14 protein-coding genes and 1 tRNA gene are annotated in these 15177 nt (G+C 67.7%); 11 read left to right on the forward strand and 4 right to left on the reverse strand.

From position 1 onward, the window contains the following. The first annotated feature begins 3 nt into the window (after nt 1–3). Both LK06_RS19200 and istB read left to right on the forward strand, forming a co-directional pair. Nucleotides 4–267, forward strand: a complete 264-nt coding sequence (locus LK06_RS19200) for a hypothetical protein (RefSeq protein WP_078859128.1) — start codon at nt 4–6, stop codon at nt 265–267. Continuing rightward, nucleotides 264–1052 carry an IS21-like element helper ATPase IstB gene (istB, locus tag LK06_RS19205; protein WP_043406277.1) on the forward strand — a complete coding sequence of 263 codons (789 nt, stop codon included), beginning with the start codon at nt 264–266 and terminating at the stop codon, nt 1050–1052. Before LK06_RS19200 ends, istB begins: the two co-directional genes overlap by 4 nt. 24 nt (nt 1053–1076) lie before the next feature. On the opposite strand, the gene LK06_RS19210 is transcribed toward istB, so the two are convergent. Next, complete coding sequence (locus LK06_RS19210; RefSeq protein ID WP_043435798.1) at nt 1077–1784, reverse strand: MBL fold metallo-hydrolase; 708 nt, start codon at nt 1782–1784, stop codon at nt 1077–1079. Between the two features lie 332 nt (nt 1785–2116). Here LK06_RS19210 and LK06_RS19215 point away from each other — a divergent pair, with 332 nt between their 5' ends. Both LK06_RS19215 and LK06_RS19220 read left to right on the forward strand, forming a co-directional pair. After that, a complete protein-coding gene (locus LK06_RS19215; RefSeq protein WP_043435795.1) occupies nt 2117–3784 on the forward strand; it encodes an ISL3 family transposase in 1668 nt (555 codons plus the stop codon). A gap of 43 nt (nt 3785–3827) precedes the next feature. Continuing rightward, nucleotides 3828–4415 carry an SMI1/KNR4 family protein gene (locus LK06_RS19220; protein WP_043406270.1) on the forward strand — a complete coding sequence of 196 codons (588 nt, stop codon included), beginning with the start codon at nt 3828–3830 and terminating at the stop codon, nt 4413–4415. A gap of 769 nt (nt 4416–5184) precedes the next feature. Here LK06_RS19220 and LK06_RS19225 read toward each other — a convergent pair. Both LK06_RS19225 and LK06_RS33300 read right to left on the reverse strand, forming a co-directional pair. Next, a tRNA-Arg gene (locus LK06_RS19225) sits at nt 5185–5260 on the reverse strand. Between the two features lie 220 nt (nt 5261–5480). After that, a complete protein-coding gene (locus LK06_RS33300; RefSeq protein ID WP_159025239.1) occupies nt 5481–5633 on the reverse strand; it encodes a hypothetical protein in 153 nt (50 codons plus the stop codon). A gap of 251 nt (nt 5634–5884) precedes the next feature. On the opposite strand from LK06_RS33300, the gene LK06_RS19230 reads away from it, so the two are divergent. The 5 genes from LK06_RS19230 (at nt 5885) to LK06_RS19250 (ending at nt 10815) form a co-directional block, all read left to right on the forward strand. Next, nucleotides 5885–6082: a tautomerase family protein gene (locus tag LK06_RS19230; RefSeq protein ID WP_039658368.1), complete on the forward strand. Its 198-nt coding sequence runs from the start codon at nt 5885–5887 to the stop codon at nt 6080–6082. Nucleotides 6083–6452: 370 nt separating this feature from the next. Beyond that, entirely contained in the window at nt 6453–6638 is a 186-nt protein-coding gene (locus tag LK06_RS19235; RefSeq protein ID WP_039658369.1) for a hypothetical protein, read from the forward strand. 43 nt (nt 6639–6681) lie between these two features. Further along, entirely contained in the window at nt 6682–7965 is a 1284-nt protein-coding gene (locus LK06_RS19240; protein WP_063891060.1) for a multidrug effflux MFS transporter, read from the forward strand. 139 nt (nt 7966–8104) lie between these two features. Further along, nucleotides 8105–9019 carry a LysR family transcriptional regulator gene (locus LK06_RS19245; protein WP_052319107.1) on the forward strand — a complete coding sequence of 305 codons (915 nt, stop codon included), beginning with the start codon at nt 8105–8107 and terminating at the stop codon, nt 9017–9019. A gap of 749 nt (nt 9020–9768) precedes the next feature. Next, nucleotides 9769–10815 (forward strand): TRM11 family SAM-dependent methyltransferase, encoded by a 1047-nt coding sequence (locus LK06_RS19250; protein ID WP_039652603.1) that lies wholly within the window; start codon nt 9769–9771, stop codon nt 10813–10815. 222 nt (nt 10816–11037) lie between these two features. Here LK06_RS19250 and LK06_RS19255 read toward each other — a convergent pair whose 3' ends face one another. After that, nucleotides 11038–12273, reverse strand: coding sequence for a M6 family metalloprotease domain-containing protein (locus LK06_RS19255; protein ID WP_039653155.1), 1236 nt, complete (start codon nt 12271–12273; stop codon nt 11038–11040). A 422-nt stretch (nt 12274–12695) separates the two neighbouring features. Here LK06_RS19255 and LK06_RS19260 point away from each other — a divergent pair, with 422 nt between their 5' ends. Together LK06_RS19260 and LK06_RS19265 are read left to right on the forward strand one after the other, a co-directional pair. Then, on the forward strand, nt 12696–13343 hold the full coding sequence (locus LK06_RS19260; protein WP_043406267.1) for a TetR/AcrR family transcriptional regulator: 648 nt from the start codon (nt 12696–12698) through the stop codon (nt 13341–13343). Between the two features lie 254 nt (nt 13344–13597). Then, a complete protein-coding gene (locus LK06_RS19265) occupies nt 13598–15136 on the forward strand; it encodes an MFS transporter (RefSeq protein ID WP_043435792.1) in 1539 nt (512 codons plus the stop codon). Nucleotides 15137–15177 lie beyond the last annotated feature (41 nt).

The following is a 15177-nucleotide window of genomic DNA, read 5'->3' on the forward strand; positions in this document are numbered from 1 at the left end:
GACGTGGTCGCCGGGATCCGAGCCGCCCTCGCGATCAACGTCTGCACCGCGGACGTGGTCGCGGTGGAGGCGCGCAAGGCCGCCGAGTCCGAGGGCCGCTCGCCGACCGTCACCACACCGCTGCCCGAACCGGTCACGCCGCCCGACCTGCAGCTGCCCAGCCTGACCGAACGCCGGGCCACCCGGCTGCCCGCTGACCAGCGTCCCCTGCCCGCCCTCGACCGCTGGGACCAACTGCTGCACCGTCCTGGAAGGGAAGCGCCATGACCGGCCCGCACCACGCCCTGACCGAACCCGCCTCCGACGCCGCGATCGACACCGCCTGCCGGGTGCTGCGGCTGCCGACCATGCGGGCGCAGTTCGCCGACACCGTCGCCCGCGCCGAACGCGAGCACCTGTCCTACCGCGGTTTCCTTGCCGAACTACTGATGGCCGAGTGCGAGGACCGCGACCGCCGCCGGTCGGAACGACGCATCCGCGCGGCCGGCTTTCCCCGCCAGAAGTGGCTGTCCGATTTCGACTACACCGCGAACGCGAGCGTCACCCCGGCTCTGATCAACAACCTCGCGACCTGTGAATGGGTCAAGAAGGGCGAGCCGCTCTGTCTGATCGGCGACTCCGGCACCGGCAAATCCCACCTGCTGATCGGCCTGGGAGCGGCCGCCGCGATGGGCGGCTTCCGGGTCCGCTACGTGCTCGCCGCGAAACTGGTCAACGAGCTGGTCGAGGCAGCCGACGACAAGCAGCTGACCAAGACCATCGCCCGCTACGGACGGGTCGACCTGCTCTGCATCGATGAACTCGGCTACCTCGAACTCGACCGTCGCGGAGCCGAGATGCTGTTCCAGGTTCTGACCGAACGCGAGGAGAAGAACAGCGTGGCCATCGCCTCGAACGAGTCGTTCGGAGGCTGGACGAAGACCTTCACCGACCCACGGCTCTGCGCGGCCATCGTCGACCGCCTCACCTTCAACGGCACGATCATCGAGACCGGCACCGAGTCCTACCGCCTTGCCCGGACCAAAGCCAGGCAGCAAGGTTCGGACAAATGATCCACTGTCATGTCGGCCGGATCCTCACCTGCCGCTCGAGGAAGCTGCCGCAGCACGCAGAGCTGCCGAAGCCGATCCCACGATCGCCTCGCCGTGGCCGAAGCACGCCACCTCCGCATCCAGCCGGCTCAAGGACCGCAAGGATTCCAGTGCACGAGAGCGGTCGGTGTTGAACACGCCGACCATGGTCTTGCCTCCCACGTTCGCTGCAGCGTCGCCCAGGAAGAGCACCCCGAAGGCCGGGAGATAAAACGCAGTGCTGCCCGGAGTATGACCCGGCGCAGCCACGACGCGAGCCCCGCCACCGAAGGGAAGCACATCTTGATCACCAACCTCATGGTCGACCGGCACCGGCGGTGCCGGTGGCAGCTTCGGCTTGCTCTCGAACAAGGAACGTTCCCAGTCCGGAGCATCCGTGAAGACCGGTGACGGAGCCGGTGACTCCCCACGGATCACCCCGGCGTCCAAACGGTGCGCGAACACTTCGATCCCACCCCACTCGGCGATCTCGGCAGCACCGCCGGCATGGTCCTCATGAAAGTGGGTGAGCACGATGCGCCGCAGGTCTCCGGGCTTCGAGCCGACGCTCAGGATGGCATCGGCGACTGCCCGGCCGACCCCCGCAACCCCAGAGTCGATCAACGTGAGCCCGTCCGCGTCACGCCACAGATACGCCTGCCCGACCTCGAAACGAAGCAGATGCAGTTCCGGCAACAGCTCAACGATCTCCATACGAACAACCTAGGCACCGTCGAAGCCGTGTACTCGCCGCTTCGCCTTCAGCAGATAACCGAAAGCGCGCTTGATGACTTGAGTTTCGTCGCGCAGCCACGCCAACCGGGGCCGGCACGGACCGGAACCCGGGGCCAGCCCAAGCCGGAACTCCACCCCTCCAGCCCTCGAACCGGGGCCAGTTCGGACCGGAAAAGTGGGGCCACTTCGGGGCTCTGGCGCAAGTTCCGTGATTCGGTTACGCCTTGTAGTTTTTGATCTCTGTGCGCGGGTTGGTGAGATCGCCCGGAAATCGCTCCTCGGACGGGTGAGACGGCGGAGATTCGGCCGTCATGAGCGAGATCATTTACGAGATGCGGGACCTGTTGTTCCCGCAGGTGCCCGGGGTTGAGGTCGTGGCCGTACGTACGGCGGGAACGACGGTGCGGGTGGAGGCCCGCTGCACGGCCACGGGCGGCGCGTGTCCGGGCTGCGATGGATGGTCGGAGCGTGTGCACAGTTCCTACCTGCGGTTTCCCGTCGATCTGCCGGTAGCAGGGCGAAGGGCGGAGATGGCGCTTCGGGTCCGCCGCTTCCTGTGCGCAAGCCCGGCGTGCGGACGGCGGACGTTCGTCGAGCAGATACCGGGCCTGACCCAGCGGCACGGCCGGGTCACCGAGCGGCTGCGGCAGATGCTGGGCACCATCGGTCTGGCCCTCGCCGGCCGGGCCGGTGCCCGGCTCGCCGAGCAGACCGGCATCATGACCAGCCGCAGCACCCTCCTGCGCCGGGTGATGGACCTGCCCGACCCCGCCCACGCCGAGCCCACGGCGGTGGGAGTGGACGACTTCGCCCTACGCCGCGGCCACGTCTATGGCACCGTGATCATCGACGCCGAGACTCACCAGGTCCTAGACCTGCTGCCCGAACGCGACGCGGACACCCTCGCCCTCTGGCTGAGGACGCACCCGGAGATCGAGGTACTGTGCCGCGACCGTGCCGGCGTCTATGCGGACGCCGCCACCACCGCGGCCCCGCAGGCTCTCCAAGTTGCCGACCGCTTTCACCTCTGGCAGAACCTCACCACCGCCGTGGAGAAGACCGTCGCCGCCCACCGCTCCTGCCTGCACGAATGCCCGCAGGAACCGGAAGAGCCCGAACCGGCATGGGAAACTCCCGCCAGCCCCGACACCGACGGCCCGGAGATCGACGGCCCGGAGACCGACGGCCCGGACGACACCGGCGAAGCGGCCGAGGCCCCGGCCGGACGGTTCGCGCAACGCGCCCGCGAACACCACGAACTCGTCCATGAGCTCCTCGGCCAGGGCATGGGCATCCGGCACATCGCCCGGCATCTCGGCTGGGGCCGGCACACCGTTCAGCGATACGCCCGCGCCGCTCGCTGGCAGGACATGGTCAAAGGCCGGAAACCCCGACGCCCCGGCAAACTCGCCCCTTACGTCTCCTACCTGGAACAACGCTGGGCAGAGACCGAGGGCCGCGTCACCGTGCTCGCTCTCCACCGGGAGATCACCGAACGCGGTTTCCACGGTTCGTACTCCACGGTCCGTGACTGGACCCGCCGCAACCTTCCCCAGACCGCGCGGCCCGCCCCCGCTCCGCCGCTGCCGTCCGTACGGGAGATCACCGGATGGCTCGTCCGCCACCCCGGAACACTGACAGAAGAGGAAGAACTGCTCCGCAAGAGCGCCTTGGCACACTGTCCCGAACTCCGCACCGCGGCAGAGCTGACCAGCTCTTTCGCAGAGATGCTCACCACGCTCGGCGGCGAGGACCTGCCCGACTGGATCACCGAGGCCGCCGCCTCGAAGCTGCCCGGCATCAGCACCTTCGCCACCGGCCTGAACAGCGACGTCGACGCCGTGACCGCAGGACTGACCACCGACTGGAACTCCGGCCCGGTCGAAGGCGCCGTCAACAGGATCAAGATGATCAAACGGCAGATGTTCGGCCGGGCCGGATTCGCTCTACTGCGGAAGAGGGTGCTTCTGGCCAGCTGACTACAGTCCCCCATAGGGTGACGGGGACGAGAGAAGATGCACCATGGATCCCCGAATACCCCGCCTGCGTCGCAAGCTGGCGGCGATCCCGTTCCAGCCACTGCGCAGCCACTCCTTCGGGGAAGAACAACACAAGTTCTTCTCCGGCCCGAAGCTGGCGGAAGCACGCGTCGCTGCGTTTGAGGCCGAGCACGACATCGTTCTCCCCCACGCCTATCGGCAGTTCCTCACGCACATCGGCGGCTCAGGCGCGGCACCGTTCTACGGCCTCATGCCACTGGAGCGGTGTTCCCTGCTGGTTATGGATCCGCCCGGAGAGCAAGGGACACCCCGAGGCTTCGGCTGCGTGGGACCCGAGCCACATGAACGCGACCTCTTCCTCCACATCATCGAAATGGGCTGCACCGATGTATGCGTGCTCGGGGTGACCGGTCCACTCACTGGCCGCGTCCTCGTTGGTAACAGCGACGGGTACTGGGGTCCCAACGTCTCTTCCGCCACCGACTTCCTCGACTGGTACGAACGCTGGCTCAACCACATGAGCGCTGGCCGCGACGACCGGGCCCTGGAACTGACCTCGCCTCGGCTTCGTGCCCATCCGAACCGGCATCGCATGGCTCCGAAGATCTGACTCTCCGTATCCGCTCCACGGAACTTGCGCCAGACCCCACTTCGGAGCGTTAATGCCATACTGCGCCCTGGAACACCACAGCGGCAGAGCGTCCTGCACCCGGACCCCGGGCCACGACGGGCCACACCGTGACTACTACAACGGCCGGACATCCATCACGGACGTACCCGGCACCCAGTGGTCCGAGTAGACGACCGTGCCCGGCGCAACACCGGTCGCGCCGGGCACGGGCTGGACTCCAGCGAACTCGTCTGACGGCGACGGACGAGGGTCAGCACTGGAGACGGGCGGTCGCCCCATCACCCCCGTTGGGGCGGCCGCTCGGCAACAAGAGCGGCGAGCGTGATCCAGCACGGGTCTATGTCGTGAGGCTGAGGGTATGGCTCCGAATCGAACACCCGTTCACCCGAACGGGTGATTACCTGCCGCGACCTGCTTTGTTAGACAGGTGATGCAGTCGACGTAGCCGCTCTGCGTCGGCCTCAGACGTGCCGGGCCACCAGGGCGGTGCCCCCCTCTTGGCGGTGTCCCGGCACACGACGGCCCCCGTTCCTCTCATGGGAGGAGCGGGGGCCGTTCGGTATGTCGGTCATGGCCGTGACCTGCCGAAACGGCAAGATCATTTAGGAGCTATTTAGGAGATCAACTCCGGCAGTGAGGGTGTAGTGAGATCGTAGGCGCCCTGTAGCCAGAGCGGAAGACGACAGAACGAGGAAGGCCCCGGATTCTCCCTGACCTGGGAGTTCCGGGGCCTTAGCCCTGATCAACCTGGTGCCCCCGGCAGGATTCGAACCTGCGACACCCGCTTTAGGAGAGCGGTGCTCTATCCCCTGAGCTACGAAGGCGGGGAACTGTCGACAAACGTGTCAAGAACGATGCCGCACACGGACACACCCGTTGACATGTTTGGGACAGGCTGGCGACCAGCCGATGAGGATCTGCTCGCCGACGCCAGTGTAGCGGGTGGCGTGCTCGGCGTACGGAGAGATGTGGCGCTGTCGGGGATCTTGTGTCGGTGCACTGGGGAGCAGGGGCTGGGCGTCCTGCCGGGGCATCGGGAGCGGATCAAATTGAGCGCTCGGGTTGTCGGCGGCGCAGAACCAGGACTCGAACGACGCCGAGACGGGTGATGGAGTTGGTGAGCCAGGCATAGCCGATGTAGATCAGCAGCGTTCCAGCAGGTTCCCTGGGCGCCGTATCCGGGACTCGCTTTCCCATACCCAGAGTGACGGCGTGGGGGTGCGGTTCGCGGTGCGTACGGTCTGAATGCCTCCTCGCACCTCTCCCGAACGCTTGACGTAGGCCGGGCCGCCCACCTCGGACGCATCACGATTCGTGATCGGTGCCAGCGCGGATTGCGTCTTGGACGGCTTCTGACCTGGTGCTGGACTGGATGCACGACGCCCTCCCCGGCCCAGTGGCCCGGGGCCGTGCTTCATCAGTCCGACCTCAATCATCCGGAGAACGTGATGCCTCTCATCCACGTGCAGCAGACCCCTGGTAAGACCGCCGAGCAGAAGGCCGAACTGGTCCGTGAGCTGACCGACGCTTACGTCAAGGCCACTGGAAGCAAGCCGGAGAGCGTGTGGGTGACCGTGCAGGAGATCGCCACTGACAGCTGGTCGATCGCCGGCGACACGCTGGCCGCCCGTGCCGCCAAGCGCTGACCTGCTGGCTGTCTCAAGAACCTGAAAGAACCTGAGAACCGCGGATTGCGGGCTGCCCGCTTCCCCAACGCCGTTACCGGGCTGGGAAATTCCACCGTACCGGCCTGGAAACGTACCCCCGCTCTCGGCCACGCTGACGGCCTCCACCCCGCATCGGAAGAGGAGGTGCGGAGCTGCCGTGGGCGACGTGCTTGGCACCACTGAACTGTCCTTTGGCGCCGCAACCGATTCCGTTGCCCCTTGGAGTTGTTGGTCGTGGGTCTGAGGCGCGGGTGGGCTGACCGGCGACCGTGGTCAGCTTTGCGGAGAACGCCTCGGGCAGCCGGGTTCTGGTCCGGGACTTGGGCCGGGTCGTGGTTCGGGTCCTGGAATGGTCCAGACGCTACAACTGCGGCGAGAACACCGCCCGGACGAGCCCGTCGAGGGCCTGCACACCATCGGTGAGACCGCCGGGCTCTACTCCAGCCACTATCGGGCCACTTCGGTGCTGCGGGCACAGACGTTCGGCCAGATGGCCGGAGTGGAGATCGCCCAGGCGCCGGTATCCGCCGGGTGAGACCACCACCGCCTCCTTCTTGATCAGGGAAGTTGCACGTGCCATGAAGACCGCATCAACACGGACGTCCTACGCGCTGTTGCTCGCCGTTCTGTGCTCGTTGAACGCCGGGGGCCTGTTCGCCTCCGACATCAATCTGCCGGGTGTGCCGGCCACCGCGCGCGCCTTTGACGCTCCGGTCGCGTCCGTGCAGTGGACGTTCAGCGCGTTCATGATCGGCATCGCGGTCTCACAGGCCGTCTACGGGCCGATCTCGGACGCGTACGGCCGCAAGCGGGTCATCGTCTGCGGGCTCGGTCTGTTCGCCGTGGCCTCCCTGGTGTGTGCGGTGGCGCCCACGATCGAGGTGTTCGGCGCAGGCCGACTTCTCCAGGCGCTGGGTGCCGGTTCGGGCATGGTGCTCGGAAGGGCCGTGATCAGCGACCTGTACGAGGAGCAGGACGCAGCCCGGATGTTCGCCACGGTCATGCCGATCGTCGGTGTCTCCCCGTCCGTCGCCCCGTTGGCCGGTGGCTATCTGACCACCTACGTCTCCTGGCGTGCGCCGTTCGTGGTCACTGCCCTGGTCGGTCTGGTGACGCTGCTCGTGATGGTCACCTCGATTCCCGAGAGCCTGCCGTCGGAACGACGCAGTAAGCATCTGGGCGCCACTCTCAAGGGCTATCCCATGCTGCTGACCCGGCCGCTGTTCTGGGCCTACACCGTCAACCTGGCAGTGGCATACGGAGGTTACTTCGGCTATCTGGCGGCCTCCCCCCTGGTCTTCGAGAAGATGGGTTTGGCCACCGAGACCATCAGCTACTGCTACATCACCGTCTCGGTAGCGTACGTCGCGGGCAACCTCACCTCGCGGACGCTGGTCCGCAAGCGACCCATCAACCAGCTTCTCTGGATGGGCCACGGGTTCTTCCTCGCCGGGGCGCTGATGATGCTGGGTCTGGGGCTGAGTGGCGTCGGCACGCCCTGGGGCCTGCTGGTACTGGTCTTCATGCCGGTGATGACCTTCGGCAACGGCTTCCTGCTGCCGCTGTCGATGAGCGCGGGGGTGACGACCTTCCGGTCGACCGCGGGCTCCGCATCCGGTCTGATGGGCGCGCTCCAACTGCTGGCCGCATCGCTGGGCATCTTCCTTTCCAGCCGGTTGCCCTCGGGCGACCTGTTCGCCCTGGGCTGGTTCGTAGTGGCCGCCGCGGTGGTCGGAATCTCTGCTTTCGCTTTGTTTCTTTCATGGGCAGTCCGGCAGGAGCGCATCACGGAAGAGTGGATCGAAGAAATTCAAGGCGACGGCGACCGGGTCGGCGATAGGGAAGGGGTTATCGCGGAGTAATGAGAACCGAACTTCGCGGCACCGGCCCCCGTTGGGGGCGCTGTTCCGTGGTGTGCGATGATTCCCCCGCGGCGATCCTGAAGGCGAAATAGTTTGCTAATGATCTATTGGGGCCGCTCTAAGGGTTATGGGGGGTTCTGTGGAACTGCGTCAGATCCAGTACTTCATTGCCGTCGCAGAGGAGTTGCATTTCGGTAGGGCGGCGGAGCGGCTGCACATAGGTCAGCCCGCGGTCAGTCAGCAGGTGCGCCGGCTGGAGCGGGAACTGCGCACCCAACTCTTCGACCGTTCCAGTCGTGCCGTCACTCTCACGCCGGCCGGTCGGGCCCTGCTGCCAGAGGGGCGCGAACTACTCAAGGCGCTGGACTGCTTCGTCGCCAAGGCCGAGCGGCTGGCCACACGGAACGAGGCCGCCTTTCGGGTCGGCATCAGCTCCGCCCTGGGGCAGCGGCTGGACGACTTCCTGGACGCGCTGCCCGACCCCGGCTCCGGCACCCGCTTCGAGTTCCAGACCCTCGATGCCCACACCCGCTTGGAGGAGGTGCGCGCGGGGCGGCTGGATGCGGCCTTCATTCGGGGTGTCGAAAACGCTCCTGGCCTGCGCTTCCTCACCCTGTGGTGCGACCCCCTGGTGGTCGCGCTGCCCGTCGTGCACCCGCTTGCCGAGCGTGACCGCCTAGATCTGGTCGATCTTGCCGGGCTGCCGTTGCGCATCGCCTCCCGCAGCGAGAACCCGGTGCTCTTCGACACCGTCGTCGCGGCGTGCCGGAAGGCGGGGTTCGAGCCAGCCCTGGGCCCACCCTTCACCGGACTCCAGGACACCCTCGCCGAGATCGGCGCAGGCGCCGCCGGTTGGACGCTGATGTACCCCACGGCCGCAGGCATGGTTTCCTCCCGTCGGATTGCGCTGCGCCCGCTCAATGGCGAGCCCATCACCATCCGCATGTTTCTCGCACTACGAGAAGACGCCGAGCCCGGGCGCCTGGAATTGCTTACCGCAACAAGTGCGAAAGTGCGCCGAAAAGTTGCGGAGGAGAATCGACAACTCGACTGATTGTCCGCTCGGCCTTATGCCTCTTCGGGGAGAGATGCCATGCGTTCTGTGGCAACGGGGTCCCCGCCTTCGTCTTGCCGGCCTGTTGTGCCGACCGAGGGGTTTCGAAGGCTGAACCGGGAGTTCGCCGACTGGGTGTCGCGGGATGCGTTGGAGATATCTTGTCCACATAGCCGCGTGCCTCTCGACCTTGGCCTTGACCTTACTCGCTGCGATGCGCGACGACGTCGGTGCGGGCCCGGTCTACCTGGCCGTTTCCCACGGCAGCATGCCGCCGAGCATGGTTTCCCAAGTGCCCACCGATGGCTGGGGCCGCGGAGTTGGTGGCCACGGGGCGGACCGCACCGCGTGCGCCCAGCACCGGTGTGGGGTGACGGCGGTCCCCTGTGCGGAGCCCGCACCGCCGCCCCTGAGGTTGTGGTCCGGCTGCCTCGGTGGACTGGACGTGTGGGGGTAGACCGGCGGTGATGGCCCACGGTGGGCCACGAGCCGCCGAGCAGGCGCTGAAGAGCGGCGACGACGGCATCCGGCCCCAGGAGGGTGGCGCTCCGGGCTGCCCCCGATCCTGCTCCAGGAGATCTTCACCGACCGGGCCGGTCCGACTCCGGTGGCCCGCCACGGCGCCGGAGCGGCGGTACGGCCTCGGGTAAGGTCGAGCAGGCACTGACCGGGCTTCCGCCGCGGCTGTCCAGCACCGCCAGTGCGTTTACGGCCACCGCCCGAAGCCAGTGGAAAGCAGGGTTCCCAGCGTGAGCAGGTACGGGTTTCTCGTCTCGCCTTCGCACAACCGCGTGTACGCCCAGTCTGCTCCTGCCCTTGCCATGGCGGAACTCGCTGTCTTCGGCGAGAGGGCCGTCGGCGGCAATGTCCGGGACGTCGAGATCACCGAGATCGGTGGGGTCCCCTACGTCACCTTCACGGCCGATGCGCTGTCGGAGACCGACATCCGTCTGTTGTCGAACATGTCGTCCGTGTACGCGTTGTTCGCCGTGGAATCCGACCTGCTGCGGCCGGTGGCCAAGCGCCCGCTCGACCTCTTCAGCAGCGATCTGCTCACCATCCAGAAATACGCAGGGAAGACCAACGAGGACTTCACCAAGCTGCTGGTGAACGTGACCGCCCTGGCGACGGATGCGCCGGCCGACCTGCTGACGGGCGGCATGCGGCTCTTCGACCCGATGTGCGGCCGGGGTACCACGCTCAACCAGGCGGTCATGTACGGCATGGACGCGTCCGGCCTGGATACTGACGCGAAGGACTTCGAGGCCTACTCGGCGTTTTTCCGGACCTGGCTCAAGAACAACCGGCTCAAGCACAAGGCGGAGGTCGGGCCCGTCCGCCGCCAGAAAGCGACCCTGGGACGACGGTTGCAGGTCAGCCTGGGGGCTTCCAAGGAGCAGTACCGGGAGGGCAGCACCATCGATGTCACGGTGGTGAACGCCGACACGCTCAAGAGCGGCGACTTCTTCCGCCGCGGTGAGTTCGACCTGATCGTCACCGACGCGCCCTATGGCGTCCAGCACGGCAGCCGCCCGCACGGTGGCGCGAACGCCGGCCGTCTCTCCCGCAGCCCCAGGGAACTTCTGGCCGCGGCCGTGCCCGTGTGGGAACCCCTGCTGCGGCGCGGCGGTGCCATCGGCATTTCCTGGAACACGTTGGTGGCCCGGCGGGAGGAACTGGCGGAGATCCTGGAGGCGGGCGGTTTCACGGTGCGTGACTCCGAGGCGTACCTGGGCTTCGTCCACCGCGTGGACCAGGCGATCAACCGCGACGTCATCGTGGCTACCAAGAACTGACTTCAGCAGCGCCCAAACCCCGGGGGACTGCCGGACCGGGTGCCCCGGGCTGGGCGACCAAGGGCATGCATGCGGCGGAGCACAGCGACCACCCTGCTGCCGCCCGGTGACGCGCCCTGCGGGGCGTGCGGCCCTGACGTGCCGTAGGCGCGGGCCGCATCCGGTCGGCCGCGGGCCCGTTCAGGTTCCCGTCGGCTCCGTACGGCCTGCCGTCCTGGCGGGCTACCCTCGGGTGATGCGCACCCTGTAGTTCCCGTCGGGCTCCGTGCCCAGCACCTGGATGGTGATGGCGTGGCGGGGGTCCTTGAAGGTCTCGCCGGTGGAGAACGGGGCGTCGGAGAGTTCCGCCTGCACGTTGGGGCTGTGGATGCAGCCGCCGCTGCCGCGATGGCTGTCGTAGACCGTGACCGGGCCGCGCCCGGTGTCCACCGAGGTGTCGACCAGGTAGATCAGGATGCCCGGTCGGCACACCGCCTCGTCGTTGCCGCCCCGTGTGCGCAGCTCCACCGCGTAGACGCTCCTGGAGTTGATCGGTACGAGGATCAGCTTGCCGCCGCCAGGCTTGTACAACGGCGTCAGTATGTATTCGACGCTTCCCGACGTCGCCACGCAGCCGACCTGGGAGCCGTCCAGCCACCCCAGTTTCCACTTGTGCCAGCCGAGCAGGTCGTTGTTGGCACCCCAGTCCTCGCTCATGATGTCCCAGTGCCCTACCGCCTCCCCGCCTTCCTGCGTGTACAGGTCGGGCAGGCCGAAGGTGTGGCCGTTCTCGTGCGGCAGGACGCGGTAGCCGGTGCGGGCGTAGGAGCCGGAGCCGTCGTCCTGGCGGGAGTAGACGAAGGAGGCGTTGGCGATCGGCACGCCGTCGGCGACTGGAGCCTCCCCGTTTCCGGCGAAGGTCACGGACAGCACCGTGTCCAGGGCGGAGGGGCCGGCGTTCGGGGTGACGAGCACGTTCAGTAGGTCGTAGGAGCTGAAGTCCACGTCCGGGTCGGCCGCGGCCACGATGTCCTGCACCAGCTGCCGGTAGCCGGGTTCGAAGGGTGCGCCGCGCTCTATGCCGTACGCCCTGAACGGCATCGGCATCCGCAGCCACGTGGTGATGGGGGTCTCGGGGCGGTAGTCGAGCCGGCCGTACGACGCGGTGCGGAACCATTTCTGGGTCTGCGGGAAGAACTCGTGGAAGCGGTCCATGGCGCTGCCCTGCCCGGGCGCGTCGGAGAAGTCGACCATCAGGGTCAGGGCGTGGACCGTGCCGGTGGAACGGGAGTAGCCGCCCGGGGTGGGGACGCCCTCGGTCATCTGGACGTTCAGGCCGCCGTGGAGCAGGCAGGGGACGAGGGCGGAGGAGCGGGCCAGCCCGATGGGCCCGGCGGTGGCGGGTGCGGTCGGATGCTCGGTACCGGCCGAGGTGCTGACGGTGAGGGTCAGGGCGGTCACCGCGGTGAGGGCGGCCAGACGACGTGGGCGTATGCGGCGGCGGGGGCTTGGATGTGCGGGGTGCGCGGAATGTATGAGGCGCAGTACGGGGTGTATGAGGCGCACCGGGCGTGTGCGGCGCTGGGGGCATATGCGGCGGCGGAGCGATGGCGGCTGCATGCATGGACCCTTCGCGTTCCACGGCAGCCGCCGGTCTCCGGCTGCACCCTTGCGCTCACCCTGTGGTGGCGGGGGTGGAGGGCGCGCGCTGGAGGAGGCCGACCGTGGGAATGCCGATGTGCAGGAGGGTGAATCCCGGCGGTCGGTGGGTGTGGCGCAGGTCACGTGAAGTCTTTTCGGGGGTGGGAAATAACCGGGGACGCTCTCCCCGTTTAGATCGGCGTCAGAGCGAAACGGGGACTCCATCCCCGGATCGCCCCCAACGTTCGGAGGAGGACGCCGTGTCGACCGCCACCGCCCCCATCCGGCGCAAGGTGACCCGGCCGCGCGCCGACGCCGTGCGCAACCGGGAGCGGATCGTCACCGCCGCCCGGGAGATGTTCGTCGAGTACGGCCCGGACGTGCCACTCGACGAGGTCGCCCGCCGGGCCGGCGTCGGCAACGCCACGGTGTACCGCAACTTCCCCGACCGTGAGGCCCTCGTTCGTGAGGTCGTCTGTTCCGTCATGGACCGGACGGCTGAGGCGGCCGAGAGGGCCCTCGCGGAGACCGGGGACGCCTTCGCTGCTCTGGAGCGCTTCGTGCACACTGCTGCCGACGAGCGGATCAGCGCGCTGTGCCCGATGATCTCCGGCGCCTTCGACCGCAATCACCCCGATCTGGAGGCCTCCCGGGAGCGCGTCGAGCGGCTCGTCGACGAGGTCATGGCCCGGGCCAGGGCGATGGGGCGGCTCCGCCCCGATGTCGGTGTCGGTGACCTGCTGATCGTCGTGGCCCAACTGAGCCGGCCCCCGGCCGGCACCGACTGCGGCCGCGGCGACCGATTCGTCCACCGCCATCTCCAGCTCTTTCTCGACGGCCTGCGGGCGCCCGCCCGCTCCGCCCTACCGGGCTCGGCTGTGACGGTTGAGGAACTGCGCATGTCCTGACCGGCCGGCCGGCCGTCCCGGACCCGTCGCCCCGTCCATCACCTCTCTTCGTCCCGGTTCCCCTTCGTCTCTTGCCCCTCCTCTGCCCTCTCCTCCGCCCCCTCCTTCACCTCCTCTCTTCCTCCTTCACCTCCTCTTCCTTCCCGTTCATCCTGCTCGCCGCGTTTGTCGTGTTCATCACGCTTCGTTCTCTTGCACCTTCCCGTGGCGATGCCCTGAACTCTCCGTTCCGAAGTCCAAAAGTGGGTACACCCGTGTCTGAACCAGCCCTCAAGGCTCCCGGCGCTGCCGTATCGAGCGGCGACGCCCATCGCTGGAAGGCGCTCGTCTTCATCGCGCTCGCCCAGCTGATGGTCGTCCTCGACGCCACCATCGTGAACATCGCCCTGCCCTCGGCCCAGCACGACCTGGGGATATCCGACGGCAACCGGCAGTGGGTCGTCACCGCCTACGCCCTCGCCTTCGGAGGTCTGCTGCTCTTCGGCGGCCGGATCGCCGACCTGTGGGGCCGTAGGCGCGCCTTCGTCCTGGGACTGGCCGGCTTCGCCGTCGCCTCCGCGCTTGGCGGTGCGGCCACCAACGGCCCGATGATGTTCGGTGCCCGCGCCCTCCAGGGCGTCTTCGGCGCGCTACTCGCGCCGGCCGCCCTGTCCCTGCTCGCCGTCATGTTCACGGACGCCAAGGAACGCGCCAAGGCGTTCGGCATCTACGGCGCCATCGCCGGCGGCGGCGGTGCTGTCGGCCTGATCCTGGGCGGATTCCTCACCGAGTACCTGGACTGGCGCTGGACCTTCTTCGTGAACGTCCCGTTCGCCATCGTCGCCGCGGCCGGTGCCTACTTCGTCATCCGTGAGCCGCAGGGCGGGCGCAACCGCTCCCCGCTCGACATCCCCGGCGTGGTCCTTTCCACCCTCGGCCTGGTCGCCCTCGTCTACGGCTTCACCCGTGCTGAGTCCGATGGCTGGGGCGACGCCGTCACCGTCGCGATGTTCGTCGCGTCCGCGGTGCTGCTGTTCGCGTTCGTGGTCGTCGAGTCCCGGATGAGGGCCCCGCTGCTGCCTCTGCGCGTGGTCAGGAACCGCAGCCGCGGTGGCATCTACCTGTCCCTCGGCCTCGCGATCATCGGCATGTTCGGACTGTTCCTCTTCCTGACCTACTACCTGCAGGTCGTGAAGGGCTACTTGCCGGTCAAGACCGGCTTCGCATTCCTGCCGATGGTGGTCGGCATGATCACCGGATCCACCCAGATCGGCGCCCGGCTGATGACCCGTGTCCGGGCCCGGTTGCTGATGGGTCCCGGCTTCCTGGTCGCCGGTCTCGGCATGCTGCTGCTGACCCAGCTGCAGATCGACTCCTCGTACGCCGCTCTGCTGTTGCCCGCGATGCTCCTGCTCGGCCTGGGCATGGGTTCGGCGTTCATGCCCGCCATGTCCCTGGCCACCCAGGGCGTCCAGCCCAAGGACGCCGGTGTCGCCTCTGCCATGGTCAACACCTCGCAGCAGGTGGGCGGTGCGATCGGCACGGCGCTGCTCAACACCATCGCCGCCTCCGCGAAGACGTCGTACATCAATGGCCATGCCGCCGGTGCGGTCACCAAGCCGCAGCAGCAGCTGATCCAGCTGCAGGGCATGGTGCACGGCTACAGCACCGCGATCTGGTTCGCCGTCGGCATCCTGGGGCTCGCGGCGCTGATCGCCTTCACCTTCGTCAATGCGGGCCGTCCGGGCTCCCTCCCGGTGGCCTCCGGCGAGGACGTGGAGGACGAGGTCAAGGTGCCGGTGGTGGCTCACTGACCACGCTCCGGCAGGAGCTCGCGGGGTCTGTCCAGGCCTGA

The organism is Streptomyces pluripotens (assembly GCF_000802245.2).
In the GTDB taxonomy this organism is placed as follows: domain Bacteria; phylum Actinomycetota; class Actinomycetes; order Streptomycetales; family Streptomycetaceae; genus Streptomyces; species Streptomyces pluripotens.

Bases quoted from the DNA above. Each gene is read 5' to 3' on its own strand.
- istB (WP_043406277.1), top strand. From the start codon at position 264: ATGACCGGCCCGCACCACGCCCTGACCGAACCCGCCTCCGACGCCGCG.
- LK06_RS19210 (WP_043435798.1), bottom strand. From the start codon at position 1,784: ATGGAGATCGTTGAGCTGTTGCCGGAACTGCATCTGCTTCGTTTCGAG.
- LK06_RS19215 (WP_043435795.1), top strand. From the start codon at position 2,117: ATGAGCGAGATCATTTACGAGATGCGGGACCTGTTGTTCCCGCAGGTG.
- LK06_RS19220 (WP_043406270.1), top strand. From the start codon at position 3,828: ATGGATCCCCGAATACCCCGCCTGCGTCGCAAGCTGGCGGCGATCCCG.
- LK06_RS33300 (WP_159025239.1), bottom strand. From the start codon at position 5,633: ATGGGAAAGCGAGTCCCGGATACGGCGCCCAGGGAACCTGCTGGAACG.
- LK06_RS19230 (WP_039658368.1), top strand. From the start codon at position 5,885: ATGCCTCTCATCCACGTGCAGCAGACCCCTGGTAAGACCGCCGAGCAG.
- LK06_RS19235 (WP_039658369.1), top strand. From the start codon at position 6,453: ATGGTCCAGACGCTACAACTGCGGCGAGAACACCGCCCGGACGAGCCC.
- LK06_RS19240 (WP_063891060.1), top strand. From the start codon at position 6,682: ATGAAGACCGCATCAACACGGACGTCCTACGCGCTGTTGCTCGCCGTT.